Below are 19,763 nucleotides of genomic sequence, written 5' to 3' on the forward strand. Positions count from 1 at the left end.
GAGACCATCTATGAATCAGATGATTGGACTTGTAGAAGATGATCCGAATATTCGAGATATTGTAGAAGGTTATTTAAATAAAGAAGGGTACCAGGTTATAGCTGTCGATACGGCAGAAAAGGCCTGGGATATTTTTCAGGAACAGACCCCTGACCTTTGGGTGCTGGACATCATGCTTCATGGAATGGATGGGTATGAGTTTTGTAAAAAAATACGCCAGACTTCAGAAGTTCCGATTATTATTATATCAGCCAAAGATGAAGAGGTAGATAAAATACTGGGTTTGGAACTCGGTGGGGACGATTACTTAACCAAACCTTTCAGCCCAAGAGAGTTGGTGGCCAGGGCAAAGCGTCACTTGAAGCGTTGGCAGGCCATGAAGCCGACTGCTGACGAGGAGCAGGACACCATCGTAGCTGGTGAATTGGAACTGAATGATGCGGAGAGACAAGCTTACTTCCAGGGGGAAGAGATTGAAGTGACAACGAAAGAATTTGAAATGCTGAAGATCTTAGCTTCTCAAGAGAACCGTGCCTTTGCGCGTGAAGAACTGCTGATCAAGGTAGGGGGAGAAGATTATTACGGGAGTGATCGTGCGGTCGACGACCTGATCAAGCGACTACGCAAAAAGATGAAAGATCTTCCGATAGAAACGGTTTGGGGACACGGATATCGATTGAAGGAGAAGCGTACATGAAGCTTTTGTATCAATTGAATGCCGCGTTTGCAACATTAATTATCGTCATCATGTCCATCACTGCATTTTTTATCTACTCGCTCCTCATGGACATGCTGATACAGGATGAACAGCGCCAGCTAGAGGGGAGAGCAGATCTTCTTGTGGATATTATCAGTGACCAAGACCCAGAGCGCAGCCCTGAACTTTCCCAGCTATTGCAGGACCGTAATTACCCGATCGTATTATTTGATCGGGAAAGCAACGAAATTTTATTCCGTACCATGCCTGCGGTCGTTGCGTATTCATGGGTGGAGCGTTATGAAGAGGAACTCATCGATCAGGAAGTTTGGGAAACGATGGGGGAAAAATACGTTGCTTACGATTTTCCTGTGAGTAGAGACGAGAATCAAGTCCTTGTCATGGCGACCCCTCTTAATGACTTGCAGGCCGTCCAATCCGTTTTTGCTTCACGGATGATTGTCGTATTTCTCATTGGTCTATTGCTTGCCATCGTCCTCAGTTATGTATTGACGTGGCGTCTCGTAACCCCTCTTACCAAACTGAAAGAAGAAGTGAAGAAAATAGAGAAGCGTCAGTTTTCTGATGTGAAAAAAGTGCAGGCTGCCGGTGAGATTGGAGAAGTTGAACAAAGCCTCAGGCATATGGCTGCAGAGCTATCGAGGTACATACACTCCCAAAAGCAGTTCTTTCAAAATGCTTCCCATGAACTTAAAACCCCGTTGATGTCCATTCAGGGATACGCGGAGGGAATCAGGGATGGAATCTTTGAAGGAGAAGCGGCAGAAAAGGGTTTGAATGTGATGGTAAGCGAGACCGAGCGTTTGAAAAAGATTGTCAATGAAATGATTCTGTTAGCCAAGCTCGACAGCAGTGAAGACGTGTATAACCCCGAGGGAACGGAGATATCCGAAGTGATAAGTCAGGCGAGGGATCGGTTGTATCCACTTGCAAAGGAAAAGAGAATTGAATTGAGAACGGAAGATATACATCCGTATCATGCATTCGTTGACAGGGAAAGAGTGCTCCAGGCGATGATCAATATTTTAAGCAATGCGGTCAGACATGCGGAGAGTACAGTAACCGTGACAACGGAAAGAGAGAGGGATCTATATAGAGTGAAAGTAATCGATGATGGTCCTGGCATTCCAGAAGAGCTTCTTCCTCAACTTTTCGAACGTTTCATTAAAGGAAAAGAAGGGGAAACAGGGCTTGGGCTTGCTATATCCAGGGCAATCATTGAACGGAGTGGCGGGGAAATCCATGCCTATAATCGGAAAGACACGTCGGGTGCAGTTTTTGAAATTGTGTTAAGTGAAAAAGAGTGAGATATACCAAACATGGTATAATAGAAGGCAGAGAACGATTCCATAAAGAAGTGAGGGAATACAGCATGGAAGCAAAACCTTGTATCGATTCATTAACGGTAAAAAGTTCACACGTTTTACCACCGGATACCAATAGTCATGGTACGTTATTTGGTGGGAAACTAATGGCTCACATTGATGATGTAGCAGCGATTGCAGCTGTCAGACATGCCAGAAAGCCGGTTGTGACGGCATCTACTGATTCTGTCGATTTCTTACAGCCTGTTTTTGAGGGAGACACCATTTGCCTGGAGGCATTCGTAACATGGACACATAACACGTCCATGGAAGTGTTCGTCAAAGCAACGACTGAAAACCTTTTGACTGGAGAAAGAAAGGTTTGTACAACAGCTTTTCTATCTATGGTAGCTGTGGACGAAAAGAATGAACCTTCACCTGTGCCAGGGGTGTATCCTGAATCAGACGAAGAAAAGTGGCTGCATGAGAACGCGCAGAAGCGTCATGAACATCGGAAGAATAGAAGGAAAGAATCCAAGGAACTTGCGGAGAAGTTTGGTACCAGCCTTCCTTGGAAACGCGATTGCTAAAAAAGCTTGGCTGCCATTATAGGTAGCCAAGCTTTTTTCTATTTGAGCCGGACGAGCTCAGGTTGACGCACCTCTTCTTCAGCACGGGTTGTTGTACAAAGGGAGTCCCAATCGTGGGCAGCTCCGTCTCTCATTGTAATAATACGATCAGCAATGGCTCTCGAGTCTTCACGGTCGTGAGTGACGAAAATAGAGGTCGTACCTGTTTGTTTTATGATTTCTTTCAATTCACTTCTAATTTTGATTTGAAGGTCTGCATCTAAATTACTGAACGGTTCATCCAAAAGAAGAAGGGAAGGCTCAGGTGCAAGGGAACGAGCCAGAGCGATTCTCTGCTGCTGTCCGCCACTTAATTCGTGAGGGTATCTCTTTGCATAGCTACTCATGTTTACCAATTCAAGCACTTCGTGTACGCGATTCTTTCTATCTTTTCGTTTCCAATGCTTTAAACCGAATTGAACATTTTCGTAAACCGTCATGTGGGGGAACAGGGCATAGTCTTGAAAGACCATGCCAATCCCTCTTTTTTCGGGAAGGACAAAGGTCCGTTCATCAGTCATTGTCTCACTGCCGATTTTTATGGTTCCTTTGGATGGCGTCTCAAGACCACACAATAGTCGGAGCACGGTACTTTTCCCACTGCCACTTTCACCAAGAATGGAGATGATTTCTCCTTGTTGAATATCGAGGTTGAAATGGTGAATCGTTAAATTTTTTGCGTTTTTATAACCGAAACAGAGATCTTTGATTTGAACGTACATATCAATTCGACTCCTTTTCTAAAACTTGATGAAAAACAAAAACGGCAATGGCACTGATGACAACGATAATGATGGAGGCGAGAGCAGCCTCATGGATTTGCTCATCACTAGCGTATTTAAAGGCATTCGTGGAAAGTGTTCCAAAGTTAAAGGGCCTTAATATTAAGGTGAGCGGCAATTCTTTAATGATTTCGATAAAAGCGAGCAGGAACCCACTGATGAGCGGAGCTTTTATCATTTTCAGATCGACTTTGAAAAAGGTGCGTGTCATATTCATGCCGAGCATCCTTGAAGCTTCCGTGTATTTATTGCCGATTTTATCAAAACCAGATTCGATGGAATTGTATCCGATGGCAAGGAAGCGAATGATGTAGGCAGAGATTAAGATGACCAAACTCGTACTCAAAAATAGGCGGCTTTCCAAACCAGTAGATTCATAAAAGCTTGAAAGACCACTATCCAAACCAATAAAGACGGTACTGATTCCGACCGCGATGACGGCTCCCGGAATGGAATATCCTAAGATGGTCACTTTTGCTGCCGACTTTGATAAAGCGCTCTGATGCATTCTGGAAAAGTTAGCGATAATTACAGCAAACAAGACAATTAGTAAGGCACCCACGAAAGAGACAAGAAGTGAATTCCATATGAGTGTCGTAAATTCGGGAGATGCAATTTTTTCAAAAGTTAATAACATCCAGTCGACGAGTTGCACGAATGGAATGAGAAATCCTAATAAGAAAATAAACAGACAGTATCCAAAAGCCCCCCATGCTTTCCATCCTTTTAACTGGGTAGGGTGGAGGGGACGAGCTTTAGCTGTTGTCGATGCATATTTTTTACGGCCTCGGAGCACTTTTTCTAAAGTAAGGATGGCAAACACAATAAACATGAGCGTCGCCGATAGTTTGATGGCTGAATTGAGATCATTCATCCCAAACCATGTTTGAAAAATCGCTGTACTGAAAGTTGGTACACCGAAATATTGAACCACCCCATAATCATTTAATACTTCCAAAAGCACAAGACTCACGCCACCGACAATCGCTCCACGGGAGATAGGGAGTACCACTCTGAAAAAGATATCTACTGGAGAGCGGCCGAGGAGTCTGGCATTTTCTATGAGTGATGCGGACTGGTTAGCTAGAAAAGCTCTTGTGATCGTGTATACATAGGGAAAGAGAAAGAGCGTGAATATAAAGACGGCCCCCGGCAGGTTGAGAATATTGAAGTAGACTTGATCCACCTCAATGTCCCAGTTGTTCCTTAATGTCGTTTGAAGGACGCCTGTATAATTCAAGATCCCATTGTATGTGTAACCCGCAATATAAGGGGGGATGGCCAGTGGCAGAATCAGCCCCCATTTAAAGAACTTTTTCATAGGAAACTCATAGGCTGACACGATCCATGCTAAACTCGTACCGATGATGATGGTTAAAAATCCTGTGAAAACAATAAGCAAGCCTGTATTTTTTAATAAATCCGGCAAGATGTATTCATGGATGTGATTCCAGTTTTCAGCCTTTTGTGTAAAAAAGTTGAAGAGGATCGTTATGTTGGGAATGAGAATCAGAATGACAATCACCAGGCTGAGGATCGACCAAATATTCATGTACCCAGGAAGCTTACGTAACAAATTCAAGCGTGACACGTCCTTTATCCTACCAATCGCTCAGCCTTGAATGAAAAAAGCCGGAAAACTTTCTTCATTCAAGGTTGAGTCCGCTTTAATGATAACAGTTCTCAACTGTTTTGTATAGAAAAAAACCGCATCATGGAAGGCCATGATGCGGTTACTAAACGTATTATTTCCAACCGACTTCATTCATGATTTGAATCGCACGGTCGTTATTCTCACCAAGTTCATTCAGACGAATGTCTTGTTCTTTGAACTCTCCCCAGCTTTGTAGAAGCTCAGAAGGCTCTACATTAGGGTTGACCGGGTATTCATAGTTTGCTTCAGCAAATTGTTTTTGTGCTTCCTCTTTAGAAAGGAACTCAATGAACTTCTTCGCGTTTTCCGTGTTTTGGCTGCTGGCTGTTACACCAACACCACTGATGTTTACGTGAGTACCTGTTGTATCCTGGTTGGGGAACATGATTTCTAACTGTTCAGCAACTTTAACTTCTTCTTCATCTTCAGAATTCAACATTTTACCCATGTAGTAGGTATTCATAACGGCTACATCACCTTCACCGGCAGCTACCGCTTTCGCCTGGTCACGATCTCCGCCTTGAGGATCACGGGCCATGTTGTCCACGATGCCTTGTGCCCATTCTTTCGCAGCTTCTTCACCTTCAGTAGCGATCATAGAAGCGACAAGGGACTGGTTGTAGATGTTAGAAGATGAACGGATCAAGACTTTGTCCTGCAACTCATCTTTTGTTAGATCCATATAAGTTTGAACGTCTTCTTCATTTACACGTTCTTTGTGATAAGCAATAATACGAGCGCGTTTCGTCAATCCGAACCAGTTGTTGTCTTCATCACGGAATTTCTCCGGAATGTTTTCACTTAATACATCACTTTCAATCGGCTGCAGAAGCTCTTGGGACTTCGCACGGTGCAGACGACCAGCATCCGCTGTAATCAGAAGGTCAGCTTCAGAAGCTTCGCCCTCACGGTCAAGACGTGCAATCAACTCATCGTCTTTACCTTCAATGACGTTGACTTTAATACCTGTTTCTTCTTCGAACTTGTCATAAAGTTCTTGGTCAGTGTCATAGTGACGGCCTGTGTAAAGGTTAACCTCTCCACCCGTTTCTTCTGACGCGTTTTCTTCGCTGTTTTCTTCTGTGTTCGTTGTTTCTTCTTCATTCGATTCCGATGTTTCTTCCTGATCGTCTCCGCCGCAAGCTGCGAGAACGAACATAGAAAGGATAAGGATGAAGCTCATTAAAAACCATTTGTTGTTTCTCATGTTCTTTCCACCTCTTATGTATAATTTTATCAACCATTGATAATGATTTTCATTCCAGATTCAATTTTAATAGAATCAGCATAGAAGTCAAGTGAATATTGAGAATTTTTTTCATTTAGACATAATTGGCTTTCATACATGATTACACCATGGGGTAGGAGGGGGGGACTTGATTCCGAGATGTGTTAGGGTCATACCTGCGTTGGCCGTTAAGGTTGTTTAGGAAGCGATTCATCCCCCGTGCCGCGATCTGTTCATCAAAAGTCCGGAAACTAAGTCTTACATAATATGGAACGATAGCATAGTAGAGGTTTCATTAAATGGAAGTAGAGGGTAGAGTTGCAGATGTGGTAAAATAGTTGAGTTCTTGTAGTTGTGTGTTTGTTAGCAAGCGATTATGGGAAAAGACTTAAAATGGAAAATATTACTTAAAAGAGGTGAAGGTTATGGTGGAAGATATACTTACTTTTCTGAACGATTGGATGTGGGGGGACCATTCTCGTTGCCGCCTTGCTTGGCTTAGGGTTATGGTTTTCGATTAAACTGAATTTTGCCCAGTTCACATACATACCAGAAATGTTCCGCGTTCTTTTTGATAAGCGATCGATTTCTGCAGAGGGCAAAAAGGGAACCTCTCCCTTCCAGGCATTTGCCATCAGTACCGCATCCCGTGTCGGTACAGGAAACCTGGCAGGTGTAGCCGCCGCAATTACGGTTGGTGGTCCCGGCGCTGTTTTCTGGATGTGGATTGTAGCTGTTCTAGGCGGAGCTTCAAGCTTTATCGAAAGTACGCTGGCACAAATCTACAAAGTTCCTGAAAAGAATCAGTATCGAGGCGGTCCGGCCTATTATATTGAAAAAGGGTTGAAGAACAGAGGACTGGGAATTGTTTTTGCAATAACCATTACATTTACGTATGGGTTGGTTTTCAGCTCCGTGCAATCCAATACCATCCGTCTAGCTTTTGAAAATTCCTTTAATATGGATAAATGGTTGCTTGGTGGAATTCTTACTTTTATTGTAGCTCTTATTATTTTTGGTGGGTTAAAACGAATTGCTCAAGTAACTCAGTTCATCATTCCGATTATGGCTATTTTCTATATCATCCTTGCAGCCTACGTATTGGTTGTGAATCTCGGACAGGTGCCAACGATGTTTGGACAGATCTTCGCTGGTGCTTTCGGTTTTCGTGAAGTTGCTGGAGGTACTTTCGGAGGTATGATTCTAATTGGAATTAAACGTGGGTTATTCTCCAATGAAGCAGGTATGGGTAGTGCGCCAAACGCTGCTGCTACATCTGAAGTTACGCACCCGGTCAAACAAGGTTTGATTCAAACATTGGGTGTATTCACAGATACGTTGCTTATTTGTAGTGCTACTGCCGTCATTATTCTCTTTGCTGGCGATTATGTAGGCACAGACCTTGACGGGATCCAACTGACCCAGGAAGCGTTTGAGTCCGAACTTGGCTCATGGGCGGCCATTTTCATTGCGATAGCGATCTTTCTTTTCGCATTCAGTTCGATCATCGGAAACTATTACTATGGAGAGACGAACATCGAATTCATCAAAACAAGCAAACCAGCGATCTTTATTTACCGCTTAGCTGTGTTGTTTATGGTTATGTTCGGTGCGATTGCTGAGTTTGGTCTTGTATGGTCACTGGCTGATTTGACGATGGGGATCATGGCATTAATTAACTTGTACGCGATTTTCCGATTGTCATCTGTGGCCTATGCTGCTTTGCAAGACTACCGTAAGCAAAAGAAAGCAGGAAAAGATCCGGTCTTTTATCAAGATCATCTCCCTGGCGTCGAAGGGATGGAATACTGGAGAAGAGATCAATCCTCAGAGAAAGAACAAGGGTAACAAACATAAACAGCCTCAGGATTTCTTTCCAGAGGCTGTTTTTATTATTGCGCGAACGGGCATCCATTTATAGGATGCCCGTTCGCGCCAAACGAGGCCTGAATCGCGCCAAACGAGGCCTGAATCGCGCCAAACGAGGCCTGAATCGCGCCAAACGAGGCCTGAATCGCGCCAAACGAGGCCTGAATCGCGCCAAACGAGGCCTGAATCGCGCCAAACGAGGCCTGAATCGCGCCAAACGAGGCCTGAATCGCGCCAAACGAGGCCTGAATCGCGCCAAACGAGGCCTGAATCGCGCCAAACGAGGCCTGAATCGCGCCAAACGAGGCCTGAATCGCGCCAAACGAGGCCTGAATCGCGCCAAACGAGAGCCGAGACGCTACATCGCTCTACACCTTCTCAGATGTGATATGATGGACAGAGATATTCAGTAAAAGGAATGAGCGGAATGAGTTTACTATCAGTCAATCAATTGAGTAAAAGTTATGGAGATAAAGATCTTTTTGATGACCTTACTTTCACAATATCCAATCAACAGCGAATCGGCCTTATTGGAGTGAATGGTACGGGGAAATCCACACTTATGAAGATTCTCGCAGGCTTAGAGAGTGGAGATTCAGGAGAGATGGATCATGCGAAGGACTTTACCGTGGAATATTTGCCTCAGGAACCGGTATTAGATGAGAACAATACCGTTCTTGAACAAATCTATCATGGAGATGCGGAGATCATGGTCGTCATGAGAGCCTATGAAAAAGTTCTACTGGAGTTAGCAGCTCACCCCGAGGATCCGCTTGTCCAAGAACGTATGTTGGACCTTCAGCAGAAGATGGATGAGAAGGGGGCCTGGGAAGCCAACACGGTGGCCAAAACGGTTCTGTCCAAGTTGGGAATCGAGTTTTTTGACAAGAAAGTCAGCGAACTTTCCGGGGGACAGAAAAAAAGGGTCGCTATTGCGAAAGCTCTGATTCAGCCGGCTGACTTGCTTTTGCTCGATGAGCCTACAAACCATCTTGATAATGAAACCATCGAGTGGCTGGAAGAGTATCTAGCTTCCTATAAAGGATCACTCGTCGTCGTCACCCACGACAGGTACTTCTTGAATCGTGTGACGAATTTGATCTATGAGCTGGATAAAAGCCGCTTGTATATCTATGAAGGAAACTATGAAACATTCCTCGAGAAAAAAGCGGAAAGAGAAGAGTGGGAGCGTCAGGCAGAACAAAAACACCAAAATACACTCCGTAGAGAGCTTGCCTGGTTGAAAGCTGGTGTGAAAGCGAGAACCACAAAGCAAAAGGCTCGTAAACAACGTGTGGAGGCCATGAAGGAAGAAACCTTTGATACGAAGAAGGAAAACGTGGATATGGCGATCGGTTCCACGAGATTAGGAAATCAGGTCATAGAGTTAGAGGGAATCACCCACAGCTTTGGGAGTAAACCGCTCATCGATGATTTGGATTACCTTGTCGTGCCGGGAGAAAGACTCGGCATCATCGGTCCGAATGGGTCCGGAAAAACGACATTGCTTAATATCATGGCTGAGCGCATCCAACCGGATACCGGGAGTGTCCATATTGGTTCGACCGTGAAAATAGGCTATTATACGCAGGATCACGGAGAGCTTGATGAAAGTCTGAAAGTCATTGAATATATCAAAGAAGTAGCGGAAGTCATCACGACAGCCGATGGAGATGAAATTACAGCGGAACAGATGCTTGAGCGTTTCTTATTCCCACGCCCGCAGCAGTGGACGTATATTAAGCGTCTTTCTGGAGGAGAGCGCCGTCGTTTGTATTTGCTTAGAGTTCTAATGAGCGAACCGAATGTTCTGTTCTTAGACGAACCGACCAACGACCTCGACACGGAGACGCTGAGTGTGTTGGAAGACTATTTGGAACAGTTCCCAGGTGTCGTCATCACGGTTTCACACGACCGTTATTTCATGGATCGTGTCGTTGACCGCCTTTTAGCTTTTGAAGGAGATGGCGGCGTCCGGAAGTTTTACGGCAATTACACGGAATATCTTGAAAAGAGAAAAGATGAGAAGAAAGTGGCACAGGTAAGCAAAAAGCCTTCTACTCAGGAAGATACACGACGAGCAAATCGAAAGCGTAAGTTATCCTATCGAGAAAAGCAGGAGTGGGAAACGATTGAAGACGAAATCGCCGCTTTGGAGGAGAAGGTTGAGCTTCTTGATGAAAAACTCGCAGCAGAAGCGACGAACTATGATCGTGTCCAGGAACTTTCGAAGGAAAAAGATGAAACTGAATCTGAATTGGAAGCGAAAATGGAACGGTGGGAAGAGCTTTCCTTGATTGTTGAAGGGGTAGAAGATGAATGACTGAACGGAGAGTGGAGACCCTTAGTGCTCCGCTCTCTTTTTTTATCATGATGTTGGGCTTATTTTTGTAGTTCTGTGCGTTTTATGGAATAATGAATACGGATACAAGCATTGACAGGAGGAATGTAATCATGAAAATGCCAAGCAAAGAAAACTTGGAAAAATATGCGGAATTAGCCTTGCGCACAGGTGTCAATTTGCAAAAGGATCAATTGCTAATGATTAATTCTACGATTGCAGGAGCGGACTTCACACGCATCGTCGCACGCAAAGCTTTCGAAATGGGAGCGAAAGATGTACATATTAACTGGGGTGACGATGAACTGACGCGTATGAAATATGAACATGCTGACCAGGAGACGTTATCAGACGTTCCAGAATGGCAGAAGCAGCAATACACGTACTTTGCGGAGCAGGGGAGCGGCCATACTATCCATTCGCTCTACAGACCCTGATCTCCTTAAAGGGATTGACGCGAGCAAAGTGGCAGCTGCTACAAAAGCGCGGTCAGAAGCGATGTCCAAGTTCCGTGATTATACAATGAATGACCGGATCCAATGGTCGATCGTCAGTATTCCGATTCCTAAGTGGGCACAAAAGATCTTCCCCTGGAGAAGACGAAGATACAGCGGTGGAAAAGCTTTGGGAGCAGATCTTCAACATTGTCCGTGTCGACCGTGAAGATCCAGTAGCCGCATGGGAAGAGCATAACCAAACATTGATTAAAGCTCGGGAATACTTGAATAAGAAACAGTACCAGAAGTTGATTTATAAAGCTCCAGGTACGGACCTAGAAGTAGCTCTGCCTGAAGGACACATTTGGAAGGGCGGACCTTCAAAGACCGTGGAAGGCAATGTCCAATTTAACCCGAATATGCCGACAGAAGAAGTATTTACAGCTCCTCATAAATATGGAGTAGATGGGAAAGTTTCCAGCACGAAACCATTGAACTATGGTGGGAATGTCATCGACAATTTCACTTTGACGTTCAAAGAGGGGAAAGTTGTTGACTTCACAGCGGAAGAAGGCGAAGAAACACTCAAGCACCTTTTGGAAACCGATGAAGGTTCACGTAGACTTGGTGAACTGGCGCTTGTGCCGCATGAATCACCGATTTCTCAATCTGGTCTGATTTTCTATAACACACTTTATGATGAGAATGCTTCTTGTCACCTTGCCCTCGGAAAAGCTTATCCGAACAACATGACAGGCGGGTCAGATATGAGCGCAGAAGAACTTGATCAGAATGGTGTGAATGATAGTTTATCTCACGTTGATTTCATGATGGGATCCGGTGAGCTTGATATTGATGGTGTACGAGTAGACGGAACGACAGAACCCGTCATGCGTAAAGGAAGCTGGGCCATTTCATTTGAATAATACAACGGAAACCGGCAGCGTATAAGACGCTGCCGGTTTTGTTATGCATAAGTAAAGTGAGTTTTTTCTTCGTGGTATGCCCTCTTTTCCTCCAAGTTTTTCTCTGCTTACGTGAAGAACATTAGATACGCCTAAAACTTTGGAGATGGGGGAAAAGAAGGGGAGGGAGGTGTGCGGATGATTTATGATGTTGGAGTTGTTGGTGCGGGTTTTGGTGGGCTGGCAGCTGCCGCTTCTCTCACCAAAAGAGGAATGAAGGTTGCCGTCTTTGAAGCCTCCAACGAACTTGGAGGTAGTGCGGGAAAATTTGAACGAAATGGATACCGTTTTCAGTCAGGGGCTACCCTCGGAATGGGGTTTGAAGATGGAGGGGTTCTCCGTCGACTCTTTGATCAGTTAGAAATCGATCCTCCTCCCATGACCTTGCTGGATACCATCATGGATATCCACATGCCGGATCGAACCATCCATTATTTCCGTAAGCGAAGCCGCTGGTATGAAGAAATTCAACGAGTGTTTCCAACACAATCCGCTGCTATACAATCGTTCTATGATGAAGTGTATAGAGTGGGGGCGATCGTAGATCGTTTAACGGAAGAACTTCCTGTATTTCCTCCACGAACCTTAAAAGATTTCATGCATGTCGCCCCTTTAGTAAACAAAGATGCTTTGAAGCTTCTCCCTTTCATGAACAAGACGGTAGAAGATCGGCTGAAAAAGTATGGCCTTCATAACAATCGTCTTTTCCTCGTGTTTTTGAATGGCGAGTTAATGGATAGTGTACAGACAAGCGTTGATTATTGCCCTGCGTTTCTGGGGTATGCCGCGTTACAAACATTCCATAAAGGCGCTTACGCTGTACATGGGGGGCTTGCGGCAGTTGCCGAACGTTTGGCATCTTTCATTAAGGATTCAGGGAGTGACCTTTATTTGCGGCATCCTATTCATAAAGTAGAGAAAAACGGCCAGCATTTCGAGTTTCATACGAAACGTGATCGAGTATTTCGAGCACATAAGGTTCTGCTGAACAATTCTGTTCACAACTTCCATGATACGGTATCAAAAGATATGGGTAAACAATCCTATATTAAAGCGTTAAAAGAAGAAAAAAGGGATTCATGGGGAGCGTTTATCATTCATGGAGGCGTGGACGGGGCAGTTTTTGAGGGAGAAGACGCCGTGTATCATCAGTTTGACCCGCAAAAACCGGACGACCTCCATGATGGGGGGGCAGTTTTTACTGTCATTATCTGACCCTCATGACCCGACGATGGCGCCTGCGGGAAAGCGTTCAATGACGATTTCTACTCACACATCCATTTCAAAGTGGTGGAATGCGGAAGAATATGAAGCGGATAAGGAACATATGAAGAACCGACTTCTGAATACGGTGGACTTCTACTTCCCAAGTTTTAAAGAAAAGTTAGACATCGTTCTTCCCGGAACGCCGATTACTTTTCAAAAGTGGTTGAGAAGGCAAAAGGGAAAAGTGGGTGGCTATACTCCAACTGGAAAATACAGCTGGCTCAACAGTTATTCCATTCGGACCGGGATTCCGGACGTTTATCAGTGTGGGGATACGGTCTTTCCTGGAGCGGGAACACTTGGGGTAACATTGTCAGGAATGACAGCCGCAAAGGAAATCATGCGATGATTAACGAAAAGCGATTAGGGAATAAGAAAAGAAAAGGTGAAAGACAAAGGAGCTGAACTTGTATGTATAACGATGGAAGTAATGAAATGCCGGGATTTCAAACAAATCCGAACAACTATGATGAGTGCCAGCGTTGTGGCAAACCGCTTCAGATAAAAGAAGAGAGGGAAATCAATCTTTGTAAGGAATGTCAAAACAAGCAGGAAGATCATAAGGTGGAGTCCACAGAAGATTAATGAGAAGCGATCTCTTGCAAGGGATCGCCTTTTTCATGCCATTCTATATAAAAATCAATTCTCAATGGGATAAAGGATATAGCTTTACACCATAATAATAAGAGTGATAAAGTTGTACATTGTGCATTCCAACACATTATGAAATTAAAGGAGACAACTATGGAAAATAAGAACACAGGCCGTATTGACTGGCCGGTATTTGTAATAAGTGGAGGATTATTAGTCCTTTTCGTTATTCTTGCACTCATTAATATTGATTTGGTTGAAATGATCGTTAGCGATAGTTTCGCATGGTCAGCTAAGTACTTCGGTGCTTTTTGGCAAGTGCTTATGCTTGCTACATTCTTTGTTGGGTTATATTTAGCTTTTTCGCGATATGGAAAAATCAGAATGGGAGATATGGAGAAGCCTGAAATAGGATTATACAAATGGTTATCCATTATAATGGCCACTCTATTGGCCGGCGGAGGTGTTTTCTGGGCTGCCGCTGAACCAATGTGGCATTTCTTGACTGTGCCCCCATCACAGTCAGGTGGAATTGAAGCTGGAACAGAAGCAGCGGTTAACCCGGCATTGGCACAAAGCTTTATGCACTGGGGATTCCTTGCATGGGCCATTCTTGGTACGATCAGTGCGGTCGTTATGATGTATGGTCACTATCATAAAGGGATGCCAATGAAACCTAGAACGTTGCTTTATCCGATTTTTGGTGAAAAATTACGCCACAGCTGGTTAGGTACGATTATTGATGCCTTCTCCGTCATTGCTGTAGCGGCAGGAACAATCGGCCCAATCGGTTTCCTAGGTCTGCAAGCGAGTTACGGCCTTCAGGAAATCTTCGGTATTCCTAATCAGTTCAGCACACAGTTTTCCATTATTTTTGCCGTTGTTATCATCTCGACGATTTCAGCAGTTACTGGTTTGTATAAAGGTATCCAATTTTTAAGTAGCTTCAACGTCCGTATGGCCATTGCTTTAATGGCGTTCATCGTTATATTTGGACCTGGTGGTTTCATCATTGATCACTTCTTAGCAGGCTTCGGGTATTATGTGGATCAATTCATTCCGATGAGTACGTATCGAGGAGATGAAGGTTGGCTATCTCTATGGACTGTATTCTTCTGGGGATGGTTCATCGGGTATGGACCAATGATGGCGATCCTCGTCAGCCGTATCTCAAGAGGCCGGACAATCAGGGAGATCATCATTGCCGTATCTGTCTTTGCTCCTGTTATTTCTACGTTCTGGTTTACGGTGCTTGGCGGATCAGGAATCTTCTTTGAATTGAACAATCCTGGATCTGTATCCAACGCACTGAATGAAGCAGGGAACCCGGCAGCCATGTTTGCTATAACTGAACAGTTCCCGTTAGCAAGCATAGTTTCTCCATTGTTCTTGTTATTAACGATTCTTTTCGTCGTAACAACAAGTGACTCCATGTCCTACACGATTGCCATGGCGGTTACAGGAGAAGGAAACCCACAAAGCTGGCTTAGAGTGTTCTGGGCCGTATTGATGGGCGCGATCGCTGTGATTCTGTTAATCACAGGAGACAGTGGGATTACTCAGTTGCAAAACTTTATTGTTGTCACAGCCGTTCCAGTATCCATCCTTCTGCTGCCAATGATTTGGCTGGCACCGAAAGTAGCGAAGAAGATGGCTATTGACCAACGAATCACAAAAAAATAAAACACTCATAAAAAATGCCCAGGAAAGCCTCCTGGGCATTTTTTTATATCATCCTTTCCCTTTCCTGATAACGACGTCGTTATCAGGAATTTCAACCATACATTAGGGAAATGATTTGGCTGAAGCTGACTAGCATGCATCAGTGCTGCGTAAGACGGCACGGACGGGGCTGCCGTCGGCTTGTTCCATTTTTAGTGGGAATGCAAAAAGCTCATAAATTCCTTGGGGTACTTGAGAAAGATCAATTCCTTCAAGAATCAAGATGTCATTCTGATACAGGGTGTGGTGTCCTTTTAACTCTTTACTCGTTTCTGGATCCACAGAAGGAGTATCGATGCCGATGAGGTCGATGCCCTGCTGTTTTAAAAATGGGCCTACGTCATCACCGATGACTGTGTATTGATCAGGGAAGCGGGTACGGTCTTTCCAACTCTCCGTATGGAACAAAATTTTACTTACCTTACTCAAATCTACGTCTTCCAAAAGCTTTTTAGTGATAACCGGTTCATCTTTTACGGACACAATTAGAGCCTGGCCGGAAAATCGATCGACGGGAAGGTCTGCAATTTTTAAGCCGGCCGAATCATAGTGGTAAGGGGCATCTACGTGGGTCCCGATGTGATTGCTCCCTTTGAATTGGCCGACATTGACCGATCCCGTATCCTCCATGGACCAGGTCAGTTTGTATTCAAATGGCTCGTCTCCTGGACAGGGAGGCGTATCATTGTTCAGTTTCATCGTAATATCAATGAATTTCATCATCATAGACCTCCTTAAGCGATGGTGTCTCTTTCATTTTTGAACTGCTTTTGTTTGTCATTCTCCATGATGTCTTTCAAGCGTAATACGACGTCATACACATCTTCGTAAGACGTATAAAAAGCGATCGGGGCAAGGCGGATGACGTTTGGTGAGCGGAAGTCAGGAATGATGGCTTCTTGTTTTAGAGCTTTACAGATGCTTGCGGCCTCGTCATGGATTAGACACACATGACTTCCTCGGCGTTCATCATTCAAAGGGTTGCCGATTTTGAACCCGTACCCCGATAGTTCCTGATGAATGAGATCCATTAGTAAACGAGTGAGCTTCAATGATTTGTTTCTAATCTGTTGAATGCCTGCTTCTTCAAAAAGTTCCAGTGATCCTAGGAGAGGCGCTGAACTGAGCACATGAGGGGTTCCGATTTGAAAAGCTCCTGCGGATTCTGCAGGAGTTAGTTCGTGACTCATGTCGAACTGCTTGTCTTTATCTGAACTGAACCAACCTGCAAGTCCCGGGCTTTTTCCAAGATGCTTTTCATTCACATACAGCCCGCCAACCCCGCCAGGCCCACTATTCAAATACTTATACGTACACCAGACAGCAAAGTCGACGCCCCATTCGTTCAAGCGGTGAGGAAGGGCTCCGATCGAGTGGGCAAGATCAAAGCCGACAATGATCCCATATTCATGAGCCGCCTTTGTTATTTTTTCAATATCGAGCAGTTGACCACTACGATATAAAACGGAAGGCAGGAGAAGAACAGCAATGTCTTCGTCCATTTCTTTCATAATGGTATCTTCAGATAACGTGTAGCCATCCTCGCTTTGCACACGGATCAAGTGCTCTTCCGGAGCTAACCCGTGCCATTTGATTTGGCTCTTCATGGCGTGAATGTCAGACGGAAAGTTCAGTTCATCAGCCAGGATTTTCGTCCGTTTTCCTTCCGGCTTATAAAAGGTCGCCAGCAACTGATGAATATTCGATGTAATGGAACCGGTATTGATGACTTCTTTCGGTTTTGCACCGATAAGAGGCGCGGTCAGAGCCCCGATCTTCTCTGACATGTAAAACCACGGTTCTTCTCCTTCCGTCCATCCCCCGATGGCATGTTTCTTCCAATCATTTAGTGAGGTGGAGAGGGTTTCTTCAGAACGTTTCGAAAGTAAACCAAGGGAATTCCCATCCATATAATAAAAACCTTCCTGGTAAAATTCACGTTTGAATGGTTTTAGCGGGTCTTGTTGGTCCAATGCTTTTATATCTTCTCTTGAGATTAAAGGTTTAGTCATAAATCTTCCTCCTCAACGATCATTCATTAATCAAGTTATGCTTTACAAGGACAGCCTTGATCATAGAGTAGGAATACCCTTCAGGCAGAGACTCTTTCAAGGGCTTCAATTTTTGATCCTCCATTTGATCATAGGCTTGCAAAATGTGACGTTCTTGTTCCTCATCAAACCATCGGTCCCAATCAATTTCATGCCCTTCTTCTCCTGCTCGGAAAATATGGTTCTCAATCGTTTGTTTGCCTATACCTCTTTCTTTTGCTATCTCTTTCACATCATTTCCCTGTTCCCAAAGCTCGTAAGAAATGATGTGACTGGGACGATCATCAAATGGATCTTTCTTTTGAACAGAAGGTTCGGTCGAGCGAGCCGGGGTGGATTTTGTCTCTGTCGCTTCGCCCCACGGGCGAGTTTTCTCTAGGAACTGTTCTCCATACTTCTCGAACTTTTGCTCCCCGATCCCTTTGATGTTCATCATCTCTTCTTTGCTTTCCGGGAGATAGATGCTCAAGTCCTTAAGGGTGGCATCAGAGAAGATGACGTAAGGGGGGAGGTTGCTTTCATCTGCAATCGACTTACGTAACTGTCGCAACTCTTCGAAGTATTCTTCATTGTATTCTGTTTTCTGTTTCTTCGTTGTGGATTCAACAAGCATAAGGACAGGTTGATTTCCTTTGATGACAGAAACAGCTTCATTTGTCAGTTTTAGTGAAGGGTAACGTCCTTCGCCTGTTGATAGATAGCCTTCCGCCGTTAAAAACTGAATGAATCGAGTCAGTTCTTTTTCTGTATAATTCGGCATGATGCCATAGGTCGATAACTGTTGGAAGCGGAACTGCTTCACTTTTTGGTCGGAAGAACCTTTGAGAACCTTTGCTGTCAGGCCTGCTCCGAACCTTTCGCCCATGCGTTTCACACAGGATAATACCATTTGCGCTTCTTTTGTCATATCCTGCTCTTCACCATCATGGGTGCAATTCGTACATTTACCACAAGGTTCGGAGTCTGTCGGATCATCAAAATAGTCGAGAATGTATTGCTGCAAACAGGAGTGGGTATGGCAATAGTTCACCATCGCCTGAAGTTTCGTGTACTCATCCTTTTTCTTTTCTTCATTGGGGGACTGATCGATCAAAAAACGCTGCAGGTTGATATCCTGGCTGGAGAAAAGCAATACACAATCCCCAGGCTCACCATCACGGCCGGCACGTCCTGCTTCCTGATAATAAGATTCAATATTCATCGGCATGGAATAGTGAATGACATACCGGACGTTTGATTTATCGATGCCCATCCCGAAAGCATTGGTTGCAATCATTGTGGTCACCTCATCTTGAACGAAATCCATCTGTGCTTGCTTTCTTTGATGTTCTGTCATTCCTGCGTGATATTTTCCAGCGGCAAATCCTTTTTTTCGTTAAAAGGTAATGAAGCTGGTCAGCATCTTTTCGTGTGGCCGTATAGATGATACCGGATTCATTAGGAATTTGAGTCAAGTATTCGCTGATGAATTCACGTTTGTCACGGCCTTTGATAATACGGAAGGATAAGTTGTCCCTGGCGAATCCCGTATTGATTACATTCGTATCCTCGACATCGATTAATTCTTTGATGTCTTTGATTACTTCCTGTGTTGCTGTAGCTGTGAGCGCCATAAGGACAGGAAGGTTTGCGACCTTTTTCAAAGTAGGGACAATGGATCGGTAGCTTGGGCGGAAGTCGTGTCCCCATTGGGAAATACAGTGCGCTTCATCAAAGGCAATCAATGAAAGGGAAATGCTGTTGATAGCAGCCAAAAAGTTAGGGGAGTCAAACCGCTCAGGAGCGACGTATACAAAGGAATAGCGGCCTTTTTCCATATCCCTAAGCCTTTGTTGCTGCTCTGTATGAGAAAGGGAACTGTTTATATATGTAGCAGCTACCCCATAAGAGTGGAGAGCATCCACTTGGTCTTTCATCAAAGAAATCAATGGAGATATGATGATTGCAGTTCCTTGCAAAGTGAGTCCGGGGATTTGATAGCAGAGGGATTTCCCGCCTCCTGTCGGCATGACAGCCAAAGTGTTTTTTTGATCTAAAACATGAGTAATGGCCTCTTTTTGACCGGGGCGGAACGAGGAATAACCGTAGTATTGTTGGAGAATTTTCTCGGCCTGTTGAATCATCGTGATCATCCTTTTATACATAATCTTCTTTCTTCCACATCTTATCATGTTTCACGTGAAAACTGTGGGGAAAACTATAGAGG

At 44.4% G+C, this 19,763-nt stretch carries 13 protein-coding genes and 3 pseudogenes; 10 read left to right on the forward strand and 6 right to left on the reverse strand.

All coding sequences use genetic code 11. The features are described from left to right. The first annotated feature begins 10 nt into the window (after window positions 1-10). From LC065_RS06490 to LC065_RS06500, 3 genes are all read left to right on the forward strand, one after another. Complete coding sequence (locus LC065_RS06490) at window positions 11-697, forward strand: response regulator transcription factor (protein ID WP_306163827.1); 687 nt, start codon at window positions 11-13, stop codon at window positions 695-697. Continuing rightward, window positions 694-2,025, forward strand: a complete 1,332-nt coding sequence (locus tag LC065_RS06495) for a sensor histidine kinase (RefSeq protein WP_226592959.1) — start codon at window positions 694-696, stop codon at window positions 2,023-2,025. Before LC065_RS06490 ends, LC065_RS06495 begins: the two co-directional genes overlap by 4 nt. Window positions 2,026-2,090: 65 nt before the next feature. Next, on the forward strand, window positions 2,091-2,612 hold the full coding sequence (locus LC065_RS06500) for an acyl-CoA thioesterase (protein ID WP_089653695.1): 522 nt from the start codon (window positions 2,091-2,093) through the stop codon (window positions 2,610-2,612). 38 nt (window positions 2,613-2,650) lie between these two features. Here the strand turns inward: LC065_RS06500 and LC065_RS06505 are convergent, their stop codons facing one another. The 3 genes from LC065_RS06505 to LC065_RS06515 form a co-directional block, all read right to left on the reverse strand. Further along, the gene (locus LC065_RS06505; RefSeq protein ID WP_226592957.1) at window positions 2,651-3,373 is read right to left on the reverse strand and encodes an ABC transporter ATP-binding protein; all 723 of its coding nucleotides are present in this window, start codon (window positions 3,371-3,373) and stop codon (window positions 2,651-2,653) included. A gap of 1 nt (window position 3,374) precedes the next feature. Beyond that, window positions 3,375-4,985 carry an ABC transporter permease gene (locus LC065_RS06510; RefSeq protein WP_306163943.1) on the reverse strand — a complete coding sequence of 537 codons (1,611 nt, stop codon included), beginning with the start codon at window positions 4,983-4,985 and terminating at the stop codon, window positions 3,375-3,377. A 193-nt stretch (window positions 4,986-5,178) separates the two neighbouring features. Beyond that, a complete protein-coding gene (locus LC065_RS06515; RefSeq protein ID WP_306163828.1) occupies window positions 5,179-6,294 on the reverse strand; it encodes a Fe(3+) ABC transporter substrate-binding protein in 1,116 nt (371 codons plus the stop codon). A 446-nt stretch (window positions 6,295-6,740) separates the two neighbouring features. Here LC065_RS06515 and LC065_RS06520 point away from each other — a divergent pair. From LC065_RS06520 to LC065_RS06550, 7 genes and pseudogenes are all read left to right on the forward strand, one after another. Beyond that, window positions 6,741-8,163, forward strand: a pseudogene (locus LC065_RS06520) (alanine/glycine:cation symporter family protein). Between the two features lie 448 nt (window positions 8,164-8,611). Beyond that, window positions 8,612-10,507, forward strand: a complete 1,896-nt coding sequence (locus LC065_RS06525; RefSeq protein ID WP_306163829.1) for an ABC-F family ATP-binding cassette domain-containing protein — start codon at window positions 8,612-8,614, stop codon at window positions 10,505-10,507. A 131-nt stretch (window positions 10,508-10,638) separates the two neighbouring features. Then, window positions 10,639-11,888 (forward strand): annotated as a pseudogene (locus tag LC065_RS06530) (aminopeptidase). Between the two features lie 177 nt (window positions 11,889-12,065). Next, window positions 12,066-13,142, forward strand: a complete 1,077-nt coding sequence (locus LC065_RS06535; RefSeq protein ID WP_306163830.1) for a phytoene desaturase family protein — start codon at window positions 12,066-12,068, stop codon at window positions 13,140-13,142. A gap of 40 nt (window positions 13,143-13,182) precedes the next feature. Next, window positions 13,183-13,542 carry a phytoene desaturase family protein gene (locus LC065_RS06540; protein WP_306163831.1) on the forward strand — a complete coding sequence of 120 codons (360 nt, stop codon included), beginning with the start codon at window positions 13,183-13,185 and terminating at the stop codon, window positions 13,540-13,542. A gap of 62 nt (window positions 13,543-13,604) precedes the next feature. Further along, window positions 13,605-13,778 (forward strand): hypothetical protein, encoded by a 174-nt coding sequence (locus tag LC065_RS06545; protein ID WP_226592945.1) that lies wholly within the window; start codon window positions 13,605-13,607, stop codon window positions 13,776-13,778. 159 nt (window positions 13,779-13,937) lie between these two features. After that, window positions 13,938-15,467: a BCCT family transporter gene (locus tag LC065_RS06550; RefSeq protein WP_226592943.1), complete on the forward strand. Its 1,530-nt coding sequence runs from the start codon at window positions 13,938-13,940 to the stop codon at window positions 15,465-15,467. A 129-nt stretch (window positions 15,468-15,596) separates the two neighbouring features. Here the strand turns inward: LC065_RS06550 and kynB are convergent, their stop codons facing one another. The 3 genes and pseudogenes from kynB to recQ all read right to left on the reverse strand — a co-directional run bounded on the left by kynB (window position 15,597) and on the right by recQ (window position 19,680). Then, window positions 15,597-16,229 carry an arylformamidase gene (gene kynB, locus LC065_RS06555; protein ID WP_306163832.1) on the reverse strand — a complete coding sequence of 211 codons (633 nt, stop codon included), beginning with the start codon at window positions 16,227-16,229 and terminating at the stop codon, window positions 15,597-15,599. Window positions 16,230-16,240: 11 nt separating this feature from the next. Next, entirely contained in the window at window positions 16,241-17,518 is a 1,278-nt protein-coding gene (gene kynU, locus LC065_RS06560) for a kynureninase (protein ID WP_226592940.1), read from the reverse strand. Window positions 17,519-17,537: 19 nt separating this feature from the next. Continuing rightward, window positions 17,538-19,680, reverse strand: a pseudogene (gene recQ, locus LC065_RS06565) (DNA helicase RecQ). Between the last annotated feature and the right edge of the window lie 83 nt (window positions 19,681-19,763).

It is taken from the genome of Halobacillus litoralis (assembly GCF_020524085.2).
Classification (GTDB): domain Bacteria; phylum Bacillota; class Bacilli; order Bacillales; family Halobacillaceae; genus Halobacillus; species Halobacillus litoralis_E.

Bases quoted from the DNA above. Each gene is read 5' to 3' on its own strand.
- LC065_RS06490 (WP_306163827.1), top strand. From the start codon at position 11: ATGAATCAGATGATTGGACTTGTAGAAGATGATCCGAATATTCGAGAT.
- LC065_RS06495 (WP_226592959.1), top strand. From the start codon at position 694: ATGAAGCTTTTGTATCAATTGAATGCCGCGTTTGCAACATTAATTATC.
- LC065_RS06500 (WP_089653695.1), top strand. From the start codon at position 2,091: ATGGAAGCAAAACCTTGTATCGATTCATTAACGGTAAAAAGTTCACAC.
- LC065_RS06505 (WP_226592957.1), bottom strand. From the start codon at position 3,373: ATGTACGTTCAAATCAAAGATCTCTGTTTCGGTTATAAAAACGCAAAA.
- LC065_RS06510 (WP_306163943.1), bottom strand. From the start codon at position 4,985: ATGAATATTTGGTCGATCCTCAGCCTGGTGATTGTCATTCTGATTCTC.
- LC065_RS06515 (WP_306163828.1), bottom strand. From the start codon at position 6,294: ATGAGAAACAACAAATGGTTTTTAATGAGCTTCATCCTTATCCTTTCT.
- LC065_RS06525 (WP_306163829.1), top strand. From the start codon at position 8,612: ATGAGTTTACTATCAGTCAATCAATTGAGTAAAAGTTATGGAGATAAA.
- LC065_RS06535 (WP_306163830.1), top strand. From the start codon at position 12,066: ATGATTTATGATGTTGGAGTTGTTGGTGCGGGTTTTGGTGGGCTGGCA.
- LC065_RS06540 (WP_306163831.1), top strand. From the start codon at position 13,183: ATGACGATTTCTACTCACACATCCATTTCAAAGTGGTGGAATGCGGAA.
- LC065_RS06545 (WP_226592945.1), top strand. From the start codon at position 13,605: ATGTATAACGATGGAAGTAATGAAATGCCGGGATTTCAAACAAATCCG.
- LC065_RS06550 (WP_226592943.1), top strand. From the start codon at position 13,938: ATGGAAAATAAGAACACAGGCCGTATTGACTGGCCGGTATTTGTAATA.
- kynB (WP_306163832.1), bottom strand. From the start codon at position 16,229: ATGATGAAATTCATTGATATTACGATGAAACTGAACAATGATACGCCT.
- kynU (WP_226592940.1), bottom strand. From the start codon at position 17,518: ATGACTAAACCTTTAATCTCAAGAGAAGATATAAAAGCATTGGACCAA.